This window comes from Pseudacidovorax sp. RU35E, assembly GCF_900156165.1.
GTDB lineage: Bacteria > Pseudomonadota > Gammaproteobacteria > Burkholderiales > Burkholderiaceae_C > Xenophilus.
Genome location: NZ_FTMY01000006.1, coordinates 111,419 through 127,101, shown reverse-complemented (window position 1 = coordinate 127,101; position 15,683 = coordinate 111,419). Strand labels below are relative to the sequence as shown.

General features: G+C 68.0%; 19 protein-coding genes. 16 read left to right on the top strand and 3 right to left on the bottom strand.

The annotated features are described in order from the left end of the window. Window positions 1–63: 63 nt before the first annotated feature. From BXA03_RS12470 to BXA03_RS12455, 4 genes are all read left to right on the top strand, one after another. Entirely contained in the window at window positions 64–1,122 is a 1,059-nt protein-coding gene (locus BXA03_RS12470) for an RluA family pseudouridine synthase (RefSeq protein ID WP_076508035.1), read from the top strand. Then, entirely contained in the window at window positions 1,109–1,789 is a 681-nt protein-coding gene (locus tag BXA03_RS12465) for an HAD-IIIA family hydrolase (protein ID WP_076508032.1), read from the top strand. Before BXA03_RS12470 ends, BXA03_RS12465 begins: the two co-directional genes overlap by 14 nt. 103 nt (window positions 1,790–1,892) lie before the next feature. Beyond that, window positions 1,893–2,264 (top strand): Rieske (2Fe-2S) protein, encoded by a 372-nt coding sequence (locus BXA03_RS12460; protein WP_076508029.1) that lies wholly within the window; start codon window positions 1,893–1,895, stop codon window positions 2,262–2,264. A 45-nt stretch (window positions 2,265–2,309) separates the two neighbouring features. Next, the gene (locus BXA03_RS12455) at window positions 2,310–3,359 is read left to right on the top strand and encodes a S49 family peptidase (protein WP_076508026.1); all 1,050 of its coding nucleotides are present in this window, start codon (window positions 2,310–2,312) and stop codon (window positions 3,357–3,359) included. Between the two features lie 26 nt (window positions 3,360–3,385). Here BXA03_RS12455 and BXA03_RS12450 read toward each other — a convergent pair whose 3' ends face one another. Genes BXA03_RS12450 through BXA03_RS12440 form a run of 3 tightly spaced genes read right to left on the bottom strand, consistent with a single transcriptional unit; the run spans window position 3,386 to window position 5,903 of the window. Continuing rightward, on the bottom strand, window positions 3,386–4,540 hold the full coding sequence (locus tag BXA03_RS12450; RefSeq protein WP_076508024.1) for an MFS transporter: 1,155 nt from the start codon (window positions 4,538–4,540) through the stop codon (window positions 3,386–3,388). Next, window positions 4,537–5,325 (bottom strand): SAM-dependent methyltransferase, encoded by a 789-nt coding sequence (locus BXA03_RS12445; protein WP_234983668.1) that lies wholly within the window; start codon window positions 5,323–5,325, stop codon window positions 4,537–4,539. The genes BXA03_RS12450 and BXA03_RS12445 overlap by 4 nt, the downstream gene beginning before the upstream one ends. Continuing rightward, complete coding sequence (locus tag BXA03_RS12440; RefSeq protein ID WP_076508021.1) at window positions 5,322–5,903, bottom strand: Maf family nucleotide pyrophosphatase; 582 nt, start codon at window positions 5,901–5,903, stop codon at window positions 5,322–5,324. Before BXA03_RS12440 ends, BXA03_RS12445 begins: the two co-directional genes overlap by 4 nt. An 83-nt stretch (window positions 5,904–5,986) precedes the next feature. On the opposite strand from BXA03_RS12440, the gene BXA03_RS12435 reads away from it, so the two are divergent. The 12 genes from BXA03_RS12435 (at window position 5,987) to BXA03_RS12380 (ending at window position 15,651) form a co-directional block, all read left to right on the top strand. After that, a complete protein-coding gene (locus BXA03_RS12435) occupies window positions 5,987–6,556 on the top strand; it encodes a YceD family protein (RefSeq protein WP_076508018.1) in 570 nt (189 codons plus the stop codon). A 278-nt stretch (window positions 6,557–6,834) separates the two neighbouring features. After that, window positions 6,835–7,017 (top strand): 50S ribosomal protein L32, encoded by a 183-nt coding sequence (rpmF, locus tag BXA03_RS12430; protein ID WP_017760020.1) that lies wholly within the window; start codon window positions 6,835–6,837, stop codon window positions 7,015–7,017. A gap of 60 nt (window positions 7,018–7,077) precedes the next feature. Then, complete coding sequence (gene plsX / locus BXA03_RS12425) at window positions 7,078–8,169, top strand: phosphate acyltransferase PlsX (RefSeq protein ID WP_076508015.1); 1,092 nt, start codon at window positions 7,078–7,080, stop codon at window positions 8,167–8,169. Continuing rightward, window positions 8,166–9,143 carry a beta-ketoacyl-ACP synthase III gene (locus BXA03_RS12420; RefSeq protein WP_076508013.1) on the top strand — a complete coding sequence of 326 codons (978 nt, stop codon included), beginning with the start codon at window positions 8,166–8,168 and terminating at the stop codon, window positions 9,141–9,143. Before plsX ends, BXA03_RS12420 begins: the two co-directional genes overlap by 4 nt. 73 nt (window positions 9,144–9,216) lie before the next feature. Further along, complete coding sequence (fabD, locus tag BXA03_RS12415) at window positions 9,217–10,164, top strand: ACP S-malonyltransferase (RefSeq protein WP_076508009.1); 948 nt, start codon at window positions 9,217–9,219, stop codon at window positions 10,162–10,164. Window positions 10,165–10,194: 30 nt separating this feature from the next. Further along, on the top strand, window positions 10,195–10,938 hold the full coding sequence (gene fabG, locus BXA03_RS12410) for a 3-oxoacyl-ACP reductase FabG (protein WP_076508006.1): 744 nt from the start codon (window positions 10,195–10,197) through the stop codon (window positions 10,936–10,938). A 152-nt stretch (window positions 10,939–11,090) separates the two neighbouring features. Next, complete coding sequence (gene acpP, locus BXA03_RS12405) at window positions 11,091–11,330, top strand: acyl carrier protein (protein WP_017758944.1); 240 nt, start codon at window positions 11,091–11,093, stop codon at window positions 11,328–11,330. A 181-nt stretch (window positions 11,331–11,511) separates the two neighbouring features. Next, window positions 11,512–12,756: a beta-ketoacyl-ACP synthase II gene (gene fabF, locus BXA03_RS12400; RefSeq protein ID WP_076508003.1), complete on the top strand. Its 1,245-nt coding sequence runs from the start codon at window positions 11,512–11,514 to the stop codon at window positions 12,754–12,756. A 49-nt stretch (window positions 12,757–12,805) separates the two neighbouring features. Beyond that, the gene (locus tag BXA03_RS12395) at window positions 12,806–13,267 is read left to right on the top strand and encodes a hypothetical protein (protein ID WP_143476296.1); all 462 of its coding nucleotides are present in this window, start codon (window positions 12,806–12,808) and stop codon (window positions 13,265–13,267) included. Continuing rightward, window positions 13,264–13,902 (top strand): RNA polymerase sigma factor RpoE, encoded by a 639-nt coding sequence (rpoE, locus tag BXA03_RS12390; RefSeq protein WP_076507998.1) that lies wholly within the window; start codon window positions 13,264–13,266, stop codon window positions 13,900–13,902. The genes BXA03_RS12395 and rpoE overlap by 4 nt, the downstream gene beginning before the upstream one ends. Window positions 13,903–13,915: 13 nt before the next feature. Next, window positions 13,916–14,542 carry a sigma-E factor negative regulatory protein gene (locus tag BXA03_RS12385; RefSeq protein WP_076507995.1) on the top strand — a complete coding sequence of 209 codons (627 nt, stop codon included), beginning with the start codon at window positions 13,916–13,918 and terminating at the stop codon, window positions 14,540–14,542. Window positions 14,543–14,622: 80 nt separating this feature from the next. After that, window positions 14,623–15,651, top strand: coding sequence for a MucB/RseB C-terminal domain-containing protein (locus BXA03_RS12380; protein WP_159444716.1), 1,029 nt, complete (start codon window positions 14,623–14,625; stop codon window positions 15,649–15,651). Window positions 15,652–15,683: the final 32 nt, after the last annotated feature.

Here is a 15,683-nt window from a genome sequence, read left to right as displayed (position 1 = left end):
TCCAGCGCTTCCGGCGGGTGCTCTAAACTTCTCGTTCGAATAAGCACTGACCGAGCCGCGCTGGTGACAAATATTATAGGTCTTAAGCCCGGCCCCAAAGAGCGTCCGGCGCGGGCCCCGGCCCCCGAAGTCCGGTTGGTGACGGTCGATGCCGAATCCGCCGGCCAGCGGCTGGACAACTTTCTTTTCCGCCACCTCAAGGGCGTTCCCAAGACCCACGTCTACCGCATCATCCGTGCGGGTGAGGTGCGGGTGAACAAAGGCCGTGCGCAGGCCGACTCCCGGGTCGAAGAGGGCGACGTGGTGCGCCTGCCACCGGTCCGGGTGGCCGCGGCTGCGGCGTCGTCCGCCCCGGCAGCGCCTGCCCGCGACTTCGACCTGTTGATGGAAGACGAGGTGCTGCTGGCCGTCAACAAGCCCGCCGGCACGGCCGTGCATGGCGGCAGCGGGGTGAGCTTCGGCGTGATCGAGCAGCTGCGCGCCGCCCGTCCCACGGCGCGCTTCCTCGAACTCGTGCACCGGCTGGACCGCGAGACCTCCGGCATCCTGCTCGTCGCCAAGCGGCGAAGCGCGCTCACGGCGCTGCAGGCGCAGTTCCGCACCCGCGAGACCGGCAAGACCTACCTGGCGCTGGTCGAGGGCGAATGGCCGGCCCGCCGCAAGGTGCTCGATGCGTCGCTCGCCCGCTACCTGCTGCCGCCCAAGGATGGCGCCGCGGAGGGCGAGCGCCGGGTGAAGGTGGTGGGCAAGGACCATCCCGATGCCATGCGCGCCCTCACGCTGGTGCGCATGCTGGCGCGCCTGCAGCTGCCCGGCGACGATGCGCCAATGAGCCTGCTGGCCGTGACCATCAAGACTGGCCGCACCCACCAGATCCGTGTGCACCTGGCGCATGAAGGTCATCCCATCGCTGGCGACGACAAGTACGGCGACTTCGAGCGTCGCCGCACGCTGGCGCGGCTGGGCCTGCGCCGCATGTTCCTGCACGCCTGGCGGCTGCGCTTCCAGCACCCTGTCTCCGAGGCGCCCGTGGCGCTGCAGGCGGCGCTTCCCGACGAACTGGCGCAACTGCTGCCGCCGCAGGCGCTTGCCGCCCTCACCGATTCCCATGACGAACATTGACACTTCTCCGGCTGGCCGCCGCTTCGACCTGATTGCCTTCGACTGGGACGGCACGCTGTACGACTCCACCGCCGTCATCGTGCGCTGCATCCAGGAAGCGGTGGTCGACGTGGGCGGCCGTCGCCCCAGCGACCATGATGCGGCCTGGGTCATCGGTCTGGGCCTGGCCGAGGCGCTGGCCCGCGCCGCACCCGACGTGCCGCCTGAGAAGTACCGCGAGCTGGGCGAGCGCTACCGCTTCCATTACCTGCGCCACCAGGACGATCTGGTGCTCTTCGACGGCGTATTACCGCTGCTGGACGCGCTGGCTGCGCGCGGCCACAAGTTGGCGGTCGCGACCGGCAAGTCTCGGCGCGGACTGGACCAGGCACTTCATTCCGTCGCGCTGCGCCATCGCTTCGATGCCTCGCGCACGGCCGATGAGACCTTCGGCAAGCCCCATCCGCGCATGCTGCTGGAGCTGATGGAGGCGCTGGATGTGACGCCCGAACGCACGCTGATGATCGGGGACACGGTGCACGACCTGCAGCTGGCGCGCAATGCCGGCTGCGCCAGCGTGGGCGTGGGCTATGGCGCGCACTCGACGGAAGGCTTCGACGCATTGGCGCCTTTGCATGTGGCGCATTCCGTGCCCGACCTGGCCGAGTGGCTCTTGCAGCGCGGTTGAGCTGCCTCTCGCGGCGCCGTCGTCGCCGGCAAGCCGCGTGCCGGTGTGGTGCCGCGGCAACCCCTGACACGGCGGCCACGGCGTTCTTTGGTACGCTGCCCGCGTGGCTGATGACGCCCTTTTCCCCCTTTGCCGCAGCGCCGACCTGTCAGACGGTGGGCTGGCGGTTCCATTCGATGTCATCTATGGCGGCCAGACCTGCCGGGCCTTCGCGATTCGCTGGCAAGGTCGGCCGCATGCCTACCTGAACCGTTGCACCCATGTCGCCATGGAAATGGACTACCAGGAAGGTCGCTTCTTCGATGACACCGGCCGCTGGCTCCTGTGTGCCACCCATGGCGCAGCGTATGCGCCCGACACCGGCGCCTGTGCCAGCGGGCCCTGCCGAGGTGGGCTGGTGCGCATCGAGCTCAGCGAAATCGACGGGGTGGTGCACTGGCATACTGCCTGGAACCTGCGCCCGTTCACCTTCTGAATCCGAGCCGCCCTGCATCACCATGGCTCGACGGCCTTCCGCATCATGAGTCCTCCCGACCGCCTGGAACCCTCTGGCTTCGAGCCCTTTGAGCCGACGCCCGCGCCCCTGAACGAATCCGCAGCCTCTGCACCCACCTCCGTGAAAAACGATCCGACCTCTGCGCCCGGCTGGGAACGCGCCACCCTCGAAAAGCTGGCTTTCGCATCGCTGAAGGAGCAGCGCGCCGCACGGCGATGGAAGACCTTCGTGCGCTTGGCTTGGCTGGTGTTCTTCGTGGCATTGGCCTGGCTGGCACTGAGCCGCGGCGCGCCCAGCACGGCCACCACCACGGCGCATACCGCCGTGGTGAGCATCCGCGGCGAGATCGCCGACGGTGCCGACGCGAGTGCGGAGTTCGTCATCGCCTCCCTCAAGAGCGCACTCGAGGATCCGGGCTCCAAAGGGGTCGTCCTGCTGATCAACTCGCCGGGTGGCAGTCCGGTGCAGGCCGGCATCATCCATGACGAGATCAAGCGCCTACGGGCCAAGCACGGCAAGCCGATCTATGCCGTGGTGGAGGAAAGCTGCGCTTCCGCTGCCTATTACATCGCTGCCGCCACCGACAAGATCTACGTCGACAAGGCCAGCCTGGTCGGCAGCATCGGCGTGCTGATGGACGGCTTCGGCTTCACCGGGACGATGGAAAAGCTGGGCGTCGAGCGCCGGCTTCTGACCTCCGGCGAGAACAAGGGCTTCCTCGATCCCTTCAGCCCGATGAACGATGCCCAGCGCGCTCACGCCCAGCGCATGCTCGACCAGATCCACGCGCAGTTCATCGACGTGGTCAAGAAGGGGCGGGGCGAGCGCCTGAAGCAGGACACGCCCGGACTGTTCAGCGGCCTGTTCTGGACCGGCCAGGAGGCCGTGGACCTGGGCCTGGCGGACCAGCTCGGCAGCATCGACTACGTGGCCCGCGACGTGATCCAGGCGGAGGACGTGGTCGACTACACCCGCCGCGACAACGTGGCCGAGCGCCTGGCCAAGAAGTTCGGCGCTGCCTTCGCCGACGTGGCGGTGCATGCCACGATGCGGGCTGCACCGTCGGTGCGCTGAGCGCGCCCGGGCCTGCTCGACAGGCGTCAGTGCGTGTTGCCGCGTGAGGCCAGCGGCGCCGAGGCCGCCAGCGCCATCGCGAATATCACAACCACCGACAGGGCATGGGTCAGTGAGCTGGCGCCGGCGATCAAGCCGATGACCGGCGGCCCGGCCATGAAGCCGAGATAGGCCGCAGCCGAGACCGCGGCGATGCCCCGTGCCGGCTCCACGCCAGGCACGCGCGCCGCCGCGGCAAACAGCAGCGGCACCACGTTCGCGAAGCCCAGCCCGACGCCTGCGAAGGCGGCCAGCGCCACCGAGGGCGAATGCGTGAGCAGGCCGACGGTCATGGAGGCTGCTGCCAGGAGGGCGCTTCCCGCCAGCAGCCAGGTCGAGGGAATCCGGGCCCGCAGGGCATCGCCCCCGAAGCGGGCGGCCGCCATGGCGGCCGAGAAGCTGGCGTAGGCCAGGGCGGCCTGCTGCTGCGGACTGCCGAGTTCCTGCTGCAGGTACAGCACGCTCCAGTCGTACATCGCGCCTTCGGCCACGAGGCCCAGGGCCGCCAGAAGCCCGAGGATCAGCAGCGGCCCCCGGGCGTTGCGCAGGCCGCCACCTGCGTCCTCGCCCGCGGAGGCCGTGTGCGATGCCGGGAGCATGCGCGCCGCCGCGATGCCGATGGCGAGCGCCATCGCCGCGGCAACGACCCCCAGATGGATGACGGGCGCCCAGCCTGCAGCCAGCAACGCCGCGCCACTGCTGGCACCGGCCATGCCGCCCAGACTGAACATGCCATGCATGCCGCTCATGCGCGGCACGCCTTCCGTCAGCTCGATGGCTGCGGCCTCGGTGTTGATCGCCACGTCGAAGACACTGGTGAGTAGGCCGAAAACGGCCAGCAGCGCGAGCAGGGTGGCATAGCCCGGCATGGCCAGCAGCAGGACGAGCAGCAGTGCGTAGCCGCAGCCCACTGCACCGGCGACGCGATTCGCGCCCAGGCGGCCGATCCAGCGGCCGGCGCGTGCCAGGCCCAGAAGTGCGCCCACGCCGGCAGCCAGCATCGCAAGGCCGAGCGCAGCCTCGTCGAGTCCGTAGTGCGCCTTGACGGTGGGGATGTGCACACCCCAGGTCGCAAAGATGAACCCGGAGCAGAAGAACTGCGTGCGCGCGGCCCAGCGGGCGGCTGGCAGGCGCGCACTCATCGGCCGAACGCGAAGACGGCAGGCAGCTTGCCCATGGCACGCTCGGGCAGCGCGCGCCAGCCCTTCACGCTGCGGCTGCTGATCTGCGCCTGCGGCAGCGTGAGCCCGGAGGCGACCGCCAGGCGCGTATTCGGCTGCAGCGTCTGCACCAGGGCCTGCAGCACGGCATCGTTGCGGTAGGGCGTCTCGATGACGATCTGCGTCTGCCCGCGCTTGAGGGCCAGGCCTTCCAGATCGCGGATGCGCTGGCGGCGGGCCTCGGCGTCCTGCGGCAGGTAGCCAGTGAAGGCGAAGTCCTGGCCGCCCAGGCCGCTGGCCGCCAGCGCGAGCAGCAGAGACACGGGCCCCACCAATGGCACCACGGATGCTCCCAGGTCGTGGGCGGTACGCACCACCGACGAGCCGGGGTCGGCGACCGCCGGCATGCCGGCCTCGCTCAACAATCCGACGTCATGGCCAGCCTGCAGGTCGGCCAGCAGGCCACGGGCATCGAAGCCGCCGCCATGGTCGCCCTTCTTGTGCACTTCACGGGGCAGTTCCCGGATCGACATCTGCTGGATCGGCACGGCAAGCGGCACCATGCCGTCGATGCGCTTGAGGAGGGCGCGGGCGCTCTTGGCGTTTTCGCAGACCCAGTGGCCAAGGCTCGCGGCGGCGCGAAGGGTGGCGGCAGGCAGGCTGTCCTCGACCGGGACCTGGATGTCGCAGCCGAAGTCCAGCGGGGCGGGGACGAGGTAGAGCGTGCCCGGGCCGGCCACAGGCGGGGCGATGTCCGAGGGGCTCACAGCAGGTCCACCCCCGCGGCGCGCAGCAGGCGGCAGGTGCGGATCAGCGGGAGGCCGATCAGTGCCGTGGGGTCGTCGCTGTCGATGGACTCGAGAAGGGCGATGCCCAGACCTTCGCTCTTGGCGCTTCCGGCGCAGTCATAGGGCTGCTCGGTGCGCAGGTAGTGCTCGATGGCCGCGTCGTCCAGCCTGCGGAACACCACGCGCACAGGTGCCAGGTCCTGCTGTACGAAGCCGGTGGCCTTGCACACCACCGCCAGAGCGGTCTGGAAGATCAGGGTGCGCCCACGCATGCGACGCAATTGCGCGGTGGCCCGGGCATGGTCACCGGGCTTTCCCAAGGGCTCGCCATCCAGATCGGCCACCTGGTCGGATCCGATGACGATGGCTTCTGGAAAGCGCTCGGCCACGGCCTGCGCCTTGGCCAGGGCCAGGCGGACGGCGAGCGCGGCGGGCGCCTCGCCGGGGTGCGGGGTCTCGTCCACCTCGGGGGCCTGGACGTCGAAGGGGAGGTGCAGCCGCGACAGCAGTTCGCGGCGGTAGCGGGAGGTCGATCCCAGGATCACGTTGGGTGGCATGGTCAGATTCTCGACGAGCCGCCGCGCCCCCGAGGTCGGCCGATGGCCTGTGCACTGGACAGGTGCGACGTAGACTTCATCCCATGAAAAAGGAATTCGATGTCGCACGCCTGGATGTGAAGGCCTTCGCCCAGGCGGGTGCCGCACTGGCCGAGGCCACGCCGTTGGCGCAGTGGCCGCGGCTCACTGCAGAGGCGGCCCAGGCCACCCCCGTTGCCCCGCCGGTTGAGGTCCGCTGGCGTGCCCACGGCGAGATGCGCGGCAACGCCGCCGGTCCGGGCGTGCCCTGGCTGCATGTGGAGGCCGACACCGAACTGCCGCTCGTCTGCCAGCGATGCCTGGGTCCTGTGCCGACGGCGCTTTCGGTAGACCGCTGGTTCCGCTTCGTCGCCGACGAGGCCACGGCTGCTGCCGAGGACGAGGAGGCCGAGGAGGACGTGCTGGCCCTCGAGGCCGACTTCGACCTGCGTGCGCTGGTGGAGGACGAACTGCTGATGGACATCCCGGTGGCGCCACGCCACGAGGTCTGTCCGCAGCCGCCGCGCCTTTCGGCCGTGGATGATGACTTCGACACTGCGGGTGCCGACAAGCCAAATCCTTTCGCAGTACTCGAGGGTCTGCGCAAGGGCAAGCCCGGATCTCACAAGGACTGACATTGCGTTCATCGCGGCCTCTGGCGCTGGGTGGTCCAGCTGGGCTATACTCGCTGGCTTCGCGCGCATGCCGCAGGCCTTGTCAGACGATGCACGAATGCTTCGTGCATGTCCGGGCCGCCCCCGGTGCTGCGCCTTTTCTGGTCGGTTGCTTCCGACTGGTCTGGGCAGGGCACTCGCGGGTTGCAGCGCGGTTAGCCGGCTGGTTCGACCGCTGGCGCCGCTGCCTCAGGGTCTCGCGCCTTTCCGCCACCCCAACAGATTCGCAGGAGCCAACCATGGCCGTTCAGCAAAACAAGAAGTCGCCTTCCAAGCGCGGCATGCACCGTTCGCACAACGCGCTGGGCGTGCCCGGCATCGCCGTCGAGCCCACCACGGGCGAAACGCATCTGCGCCACCACATCAGCCCCAACGGCTTCTACCGTGGTCGCAAGGTCCTGAAGACCAAAAACGAAGCCTGATTGCCCCTTCAAGGCCAAGGCCCGAGGCTACTGAACCCGTAGCGTCGGGCCTTTGTTTTGATGTCCAGCACCGATCCGCACGCTCCTGCTGCCACGGCGATCACCCTCGCGGTCGATTGCATGGGCGGCGACCATGGCCCCCGCGTCACGCTCGCGGCTTGCCGTCGTTTTCTCGACAACCATCCTGATGCCCGCCTAATACTGGTCGGCGTCGAATCGGCCGTGGCCGGCTTCAGCCACGAGCGGGCGCGACACGTGGTCGCCACCGAGGTGGTGGGCATGGACGATCCGGTCGAGGTGGCACTGCGCCGCAAGAAGGATTCGTCGATGCGCGTGGCCATCCAGCAGGTCAAGGACGGCGCTGCGCATGCGGCCGTCTCCGCTGGCAACACCGGCGCGCTGATGGCCATCGCCCGCTACGTGCTCAAGACGCTGGAAGGCATCGACCGGCCGGCCATCGCCACGCAGTTGCCCAACATGAAGGGCGGGGCGACCACCATGCTCGACCTGGGTGCCAACGTGGACTGCGATGCGGAGACGCTGCTGCAGTTCGCGGTGCTGGGCTCGGCGCTGGTGTCGTCGATGAGCGGCGACGATTCGCCCACGGTGGGCCTGCTCAACGTGGGCGAAGAGGTCATCAAGGGCAGCGAGGTCATCAAGCGCGCCAGCGTGCTGCTGCGCCAGGCGGCCGAGTCGCGCGACCTCAACTTCCACGGCAACGTGGAAGGCAACGACATCTTCAAGGGCACCACCGACATCGTGGTGTGCGACGGCTTCGTCGGCAACGTGGCGCTGAAGGCCACCGAGGGCGTGGCGTCGATGATCGTGGACTTTCTCAAGCAGGAGTACTCGCGCGGCCTGATGAGCAAGGTTGCGGCGCTGGTCTCCTACCCGGTGCTGAAGGCACTCAAGAAGCGGCTGGACCACCGCCGCTACAACGGCGCAGCGCTGCTGGGCCTGCGTGGACTCGTGTTCAAGAGCCACGGGTCGGCCGACGAGCTGGCCTTCGGGCACGCGCTGGATCGCGCTTATGATGCCGCCCGCAACAACCTGCTCGACCGCGTCCGCGCCCGCATCGCCCATGCCGCCCCCTTGCTGGCGCGGCCCGAGGTGACGGCGCCCACCGACAACGCGGCACTCCAAGCCTCATGACGCTCTATTCCCGCATCACCGGTACCGGCAGCTACCTGCCGCCGCGCCGGGTCAGCAACGACGAACTGGCGCAGGAACTGGCTGGTCGCGGCATCGAGACATCCAACGAATGGATCGTCGAGCGCACCGGCATCCATGCCCGCCATTTCGTGGCGGACGGTGTCAACAGCAGCGATCTGGCGCTGGAAGCCTGCCGGCATGCACTGGAAGCCGCCGGCCGCAGCGCTGCCGAGGTGGACCTGATCATCGTGGCCACATCCACGCCCGACATGGTGTTTCCTTCGTCGGCCGCCATCCTCCAGCACAAGCTCGGCATCGCCGGCTGCCCAGCCTTCGACGTGCAGGCCGTGTGCAGCGGCTTCGTCTATGCGCTGACGGTGGCCGATGCCATGGTGCGCACTGGCGCTGCCAAATGCGCACTCGTGGTGGGCGCCGAGGTGTTCTCGCGCATCCTGGACTTCAACGACCGTACCACCTGCGTGCTGTTCGGCGACGGTGCCGGCGCCGTGGTGCTGGAGGCCAGCGACACGCCCGGCATCCTGGCCAGCGATCTGCATGCCGATGGCTCACATGTGGGCATCCTGTGCGTGCCCGGCCATGTGTCGGGTGGTCAGGTGCTGGGCACGCCGCTGTTGCACATGGATGGGCAGGCCGTCTTCAAGCTGGCGGTGCGCGTGCTCGAAGAGGCGGCACGCGCCACGCTGGCCAAGGCCGGCAAGACCGAGGCCGACATCGACTGGCTGATCCCGCATCAGGCCAACATCCGCATCATGCATGGCACCGCCAAGAAGCTGAAGCTTGGCCTGGACAAGGTGATCGTGACCGTGCACGAGCACGGCAACACGTCAGCCGCATCGATCCCGCTGGCGCTCGATTCCGCGGTGCGCGACGGCAAGGTGCGCACTGGCGACACGGTCATGCTCGAAGGCGTGGGCGGCGGCTTCACCTGGGGCGCCGTGCTGCTGAACCTGTAAGGCGCGCCCTTCCTCAGGGATTCGCCTGGCGTCGTGTCATCACGAGATGCGCGCAGATGGAGACTCAACCACCATGAAGAACTTCGCATTCGTCTTTCCGGGGCAGGGCTCGCAGTCCGTGGGCATGCTCGACGCCTGGGGCGACCATCCTGCCGTGCGCGAGACGCTCGCCGAGGCGTCCGAGGCGCTGGGTCAGGACGTGGGCCTGCTGATCAAGGAAGGCCCGAAGGAAATCCTGGCCCTCACCACCAACACCCAGCCGGTGATGCTGGTGGCTGGCATCGCCGCTTGGCGCGCCTGGCTGGCCGAAGGCGGCGCCCAACCGTCGGTGGTGGCCGGTCACTCGCTCGGCGAGTACTCCGCGCTGGTCGCCGCCGGCGTTCTGACGCTGGCGCAGGCCGCGCCGCTGGTGCGATTCCGTGCCCAGGCGATGCAGGAAGCCGTGCCGGTCGGTACGGGCGCCATGGCTGCCATCCTGGGCATGGCCGCAGAGCAGGTGAAGGCCGGCTGCGCCGAGGCCACGGCCGCCATGGGCACCCCCGGCGAAGTGGTCGAGGCCGTCAACTTCAACGACCCGATGCAGACGGTGATCGCAGGCAGCAAGGCGGCCGTCGAGCGCGCTTGCGAACTGCTCAAGAGCCAGGGCGCCAAGCGTGCGCTGCCGTTGCCGGTTTCGGCGCCCTTCCACTCCAGCCTGATGAAGCCGGCGGCCGAGGCGCTTGCGCGACGCCTGGCCGAGGTCGATTTGAAGACGCCGCAGATTCCGGTGCTCAACAACATCGACGTCGCTGTCGAAACCGATCCGGCTCGCATCCGTGAGGCGCTGGTGCGCCAGGCGGCAGGTCCGGTTCGCTGGGTCGAGAGCGTGCAGGCCCTGCAGGCCCGCAGCGTCGAGGCGGTCGTCGAATGCGGCCCCGGCAAGGTCCTGTCGGGCATGGTCAAGCGCATTGCGCCTGGCCTGGCCAGCGGCTTCATCCAGGATCCGGCTTCGCTGGGTGAAGCGCGGCAACTGGTCGCCTGACGCCGTTTCTCCCTTTTTCTGGAAACACGCATGAACACTCCCGCGATCCAGGGCCAGGTGGCCCTCGTCACCGGCGCCACGCGCGGCATCGGCGCAGCCATCGCGCTGGAACTCGCCCAGCGCGGCTACAAGGTCATCGGCACGGGCACGAGCGCCGACGGCGCCGCCAAGATCGGCGCAGCGCTGTCGCCCCACGGGGGTGAAGGCCAGGTGCTGAATGTCACCGACGGCCCGGCCGTGGAAGCCATGATCGACGCCATCGTGAAGGCCCACGGTGGCCTGCACGTGCTCGTCAACAACGCCGGCATCACCCGCGACATGCTCGCCATGCGTCTGAAGGACGAGGACTGGGACGCCGTCATCGACACCAATCTGAAGGCTGTCTTCCGGATGTCGCGTGCAGTGATCCGGCCGATGATGAAGCAGCGCTACGGCCGCATCATCAGCATCACCAGCGTGGTGGGCGCCTCCGGCAACGCCGGACAGGCCAACTATGCGGCCGCCAAGTCGGGCGTGGCAGGCATGACCCGTGCACTGGCCCGCGAACTGGGCAGCCGCGCGATCACGGTCAACTGCGTCGCTCCCGGCTTCATCGAGACCGACATGACCGCCAGCCTGCCTGAGGCCCAGCAGCAGGCGCTGCTGTCGCAGATTCCGCTGGGCCATTTAGGCAAGCCGGCCGATGTGGCCCATGCCGTGGCCTATCTCGCGTCGCCGCAGGCCGGCTACGTGACGGGCCAGGAGCTGCACGTCAACGGCGGCATGTACATGTAATCCACCCGCCGCCGCACAGCCGCCTGTCGGACAAATCTGCGCGATGGGCTGGACAGTGGCTTCTCCGAGCGGCCGTAGGCCCTTGCCGGGACTTTGCCCGGAGCGGCCCGGCTAAAATCCTTGATTCTTTACCACCCTCAGAGGGAACCTAAATGAGCGATATCGAAGCACGTGTCAAGAAAATCATCGCCGAGCAACTCGGCGTGGAAGAGTCGCAAGTGACCAACGAAAAGGCTTTCGTGGCCGATCTGGGCGCCGACTCGCTGGACACGGTCGAACTCGTGATGGCGCTGGAAGACGAATTCGGCATCGAGATCCCGGACGAAGACGCCGAGAAGATCACGACGGTGCAGAACGCCATCGACTACGCCGTCAAGAACCAGAAGGCCTGATCGGCCAAGATCCAAGCCGTTTGCCCGCTGCGCTGCACGACCGGCGCTTTGCGAGGCTCCCTCCTCTCCCGTTTCGCGGGCCTTCGGCTTCACTTCCTCCCGGAACCGTCCTGACAGCGACGCACCAGGCGCCTCACGCCTCACCTCTGGGAGACCCACCATTGCAGAAAGGTTCGCCGGCATGACTCAACGCCGCGTCGTCGTCACCGGGCTCGGTTGCATCTCCCCCGTCGGAAACACTGTGGCCGAAAGCTGGGCCAATCTCGTGGCGGGCCAGTCGGGGATCAGCACCGTCACCAGCTTTGATGCCAGCAACCTGGCGTGCCGCTTCGCGGGGCAGGTCAAGGGCTTCGACATCACCCAATACATCTCCGAGAAGGAAGCGCGTCACATGGACCGCTTCATCCATCTCGGACTGGCCGCCTCGATCCAGGCGGTGGAAGACAGTGGTCTGCCGACCGGGGAGGCGCTATCGCCCGAACTGGCTGAGCGCATCGGCTGCAACATCGGCTCGGGCATCGGTGGCCTGCCGATGATCGAAGAGACGCATGCCGAGCTGACCAACCGGGGTCCGCGGCGCATCTCGCCCTTCTTCGTGCCGGCTTCGATCATCAACATGATCTCGGGCCACCTGTCGATCAAGTACGGCTTCACGGGCCCGAACATCGCAGTGGTCACGGCCTGTACCACCGGCCTGCATGCCATCGGCCTGTCGGCGCGCCTGATCCAGGCCGGCGATGCGGACGTAATGGTGGCCGGCGGCGCCGAGTCGACCGTCTCGCCTCTGGGCATCGGCGGTTTCGCCGCAGCACGGGCGCTTTCCACGCGCAACGACGATCCAGCCACCGCCTCGCGCCCGTGGGACAAGGACCGCGACGGCTTCGTGCTGGGTGAGGGCGCCGGCGTGCTGGTGCTCGAGGAATACGAGCATGCCAAGGCCCGAGGCGCCAGGATCTACGCCGAGCTCGTCGGCTTCGGCATGAGCGCGGATGCGTATCACATGACCGCGCCCAGCGTGGATGGTCCTCGCCGCAGCATGCAGGCTGCCCTGCGCAACGCCGGCATCAACGCCGATCAGGTGGACTACCTGAATGCGCACGGCACCTCCACCCCGCTGGGCGACCTCAACGAGACGAACGCCATCAAGCTGGCCTTCGGTGACCACGCCCGGGACATGGTGGTGAACTCCACCAAGTCGATGACGGGCCACCTTCTCGGGGGCGCTGGCGGCATCGAATCGGTGTTCACGGTGCTGGCGGTACACACTCAGAAGAGTCCGCCGACCATCAACATCTTCAACCAGGATCCGGAATGCGACCTGGACTACTGCGCCAACACGGCGCGCGACATGAAGATCGACGTGGCCGTGAAGAACAACTTCGGCTTCGGCGGCACCAACGGCACGCTGGTGTTCAAGCGGCTCTGACGCGTTCCCGGCCGTTGTTCTGTTCGCCACCCGCCTTTCCGAACCTCCCATGCATCACGCCCCGGCGGTGAGTTTTCCGGTCGGGTCTTCCCGCCGCGCGGCCGCTTTGCACTTGGGGATTGCCAGCGCAGGTGGCCTGGGCGCCTTGGGCTGGTGTCTGCATTTCGGTGCCTTCGATGCTGCAACGCTGGTGATCGTTTCTGCGGCGGCAGCGGGCATGTTGCTGGCACTGCGCACTGCTCGCTCCGTCGATGTGGGCATGCTGCACTGGGCGGGCGGCGAATGGTCGGTGACCGACGCCCGCGGGCTGGATCCGTGGTCAGGCGCCGTGCTCGAGGTGATCATCGACCTCGGGACGCTGATGCTCGCGCGCTGTGCCACGGCGGATGGCCGCAGGCGCTGGTTCTGGCTGGACCGGCAGACCGATCCCCTGCGTTGGCGTGCCCTGCGCCGGGCGGCCTTCGATGGCGCGCGAACTCTTGGGCGTCGCACCGGGGAGGCCTCGACGTGACCACGTCTCCTCCCTCCCCGGCGCCGGGCAGTCCGGGCGAAGCCGACCTGCTGTTGGTCCAGCGAACCCTGGCCGGCGAAGACAGGGCCTTCGAGCTGCTGGTGGTGAAATACCAGCGACGAATCGAGCGGCTCATTGGCCGGATGGTGCGCGATGTGGACCTGATCGAGGACATCGCGCAGGAAACCTTCATTCGGGCCTATCGGGCACTGCACCAGTTCCGCGGCGATGCGCAGTTCTACACGTGGCTCTACCGGATCGCCGTCAACACCGCCAAAAAGGCACTGGTGGACATGAAGCGCGATCCGACGGTGTCCGAAGCGGCGCTGCGCAGCAGTGACGATGACGATGAAACTTACCGCGGCGGAAACGAACCAATCAGCGACGAAACCCCTGAGTCCGTGCTTGCGGCCAATGAAGTGGCCGCGGCGGTGAATGCCGCCATGGAGGCGCTGCCGGCCGAATTGCGCCAGGCCGTGACCTTGCGTGAGATCGAGGGGTTGAGCTACGAGGAAATCGCCGAGGCCATGAATTGCCCGATCGGCACCGTCCGGTCCCGAATCTTCCGGGCACGCGAGGCGATTTCTGCGCGAGTGAAACCCCTGCTGGAAAACCAGTCGGGCAAACGTTGGTGAGCAGGTGAATCCCATGAACGAGCTTAGGAAACAGACCCTGGAACAGGTGTCGGCACTGATGGACGGCGAGATGCCGGCTAATGAGGTGGCGCAGGCGGTGCAGCAGGTGGCGGGCGACGATGCGCTTCGGGCGTCGTGGCAGACCTATCACCTCGTCGGTGAGGTCCTGCGTACAGGGCGCCACACCGTCTGCACCGACAGTGATGCTTTCCTCGACAAACTGCGCCAGCGCATGGCTCAGGAGCCGCCGGTGCTGCGTCCCCGGGAGTCCACGCAGCCACCCGTGGCATGGACCGAGCGCGCGGAGGCGGCCAATGAGCCGGTGTTCCGCTGGCGGCTCGTCGCCGGTGTGGCATCGGTCGCCGTCGCCGCGGCGGTCGGCTGGGGCTTCGTGTCCGGTGGTGGAGCAACGGGCGGGGCCCAGATGGCCCGCCAGGATGCGGCAGCGCCGACGTTGGCATCAGCCACTCCGGCCCCTGCGCAGCAACAAAGCCTCGTGCAGGTGGGCAACCGGCCTGAGGTCATGCTGCGGGACGCGCGGCTCGATGAACTGCTCGAGGCCCATCAGGCGGCTGGTGGTGCGTCCCAGATGCCCTCGGGCTTCCTGCGCAACGCCACGTTCGAGACGCCGTCCCGCTGACCGACCGGATCGCCATTCCACTGCCGATGCCTGTTTCCCCTGCCTCGCGCCGCCGTCTCATTGCGACTGTTCCCGCTGCCGTGCTGGTCTGGGCTGCCCGGCCGTCGGACGCGCAAGCGGCACCTCCGCAGGGTGTTTCCGTTCCTCAACCCGGCCCGCAGCCGCCTGCGCAGGCGCCCGCCGCGGCGGGTGCCATCGACTGGCTGCGGCGCATGCACGAGGCGGCGCGTACCACCGAATATGTGGGGACCTTCGTGGTGTCGACGGGGGCTGGCGCGCTGTCGAGCGCACGCATCTGGCACGCGTGCGAGGGCCCGGTGTGCATCGAGCGGGTGGAGACGCTGTCCGGGCCGCAGCGATCGACTTTCCGCCGCAATGAACTGGTCCGTACCTTTCTGCCGGACCAACGGCTGGTCAAGACCGAGCAGCGCGAGAACCTCGACGTTTTCCCCAATCTGCTGGGAGCAACCGAAAGCTCGATCACCGAGTTCTACGACGCGCGACCGTTGGGCCGCGGCCGTGTGGCGGGCATCGAGGCTGACGTGGTGCAGATCGTTGCGCGTGATGCGATGCGCTTCGGTTACCGCGTCTGGTGCGAGCGGCGTTCGGGTCTGGTGCTGAAGCTGCAGACCCTGGATGTGCGCGGCGCGGTGGTCGAGCAGTCGGCCTTCTCCGAACTCCAGTTCGAGGAGCCTCTGCCCGTGCCGGCGCTCACGGAGATGATGGACAACATCCAGGGCTGGAAGACCGAGCGATCGAAGCTCGAAGCTGCGAATGTCGAGGCAGAAGGCTGGACCCTGTCGCAGCCCGTCCCGGGGTTCAAGCCGGTGAGCAGCTACCTGCGCCCCATCGGCGAGCCTCGCTTCTTCTTCGGGCCACGCAAACGCATCCTGCAATGGACCTTTTCTGACGGACTGGCCACCGTCTCGCTGTTCCTCGAGCCCTATGGCGAACAGCCGCGCCAGGAGGCCTCCCAGGCTCAGGGCGCGACGTACACCCTCTCGCGCAAACTGCCCGACGCCGCGGGCGACTGGTGGCTCACGGCCGTCGGCGAAGTACCGATGCGTACGCTGGACGCATTCGCCCGGGCCCTCGCTCGCACGCGCTGAACCTTTCACGTTTTGGGCCTTCTCAAGGGCAT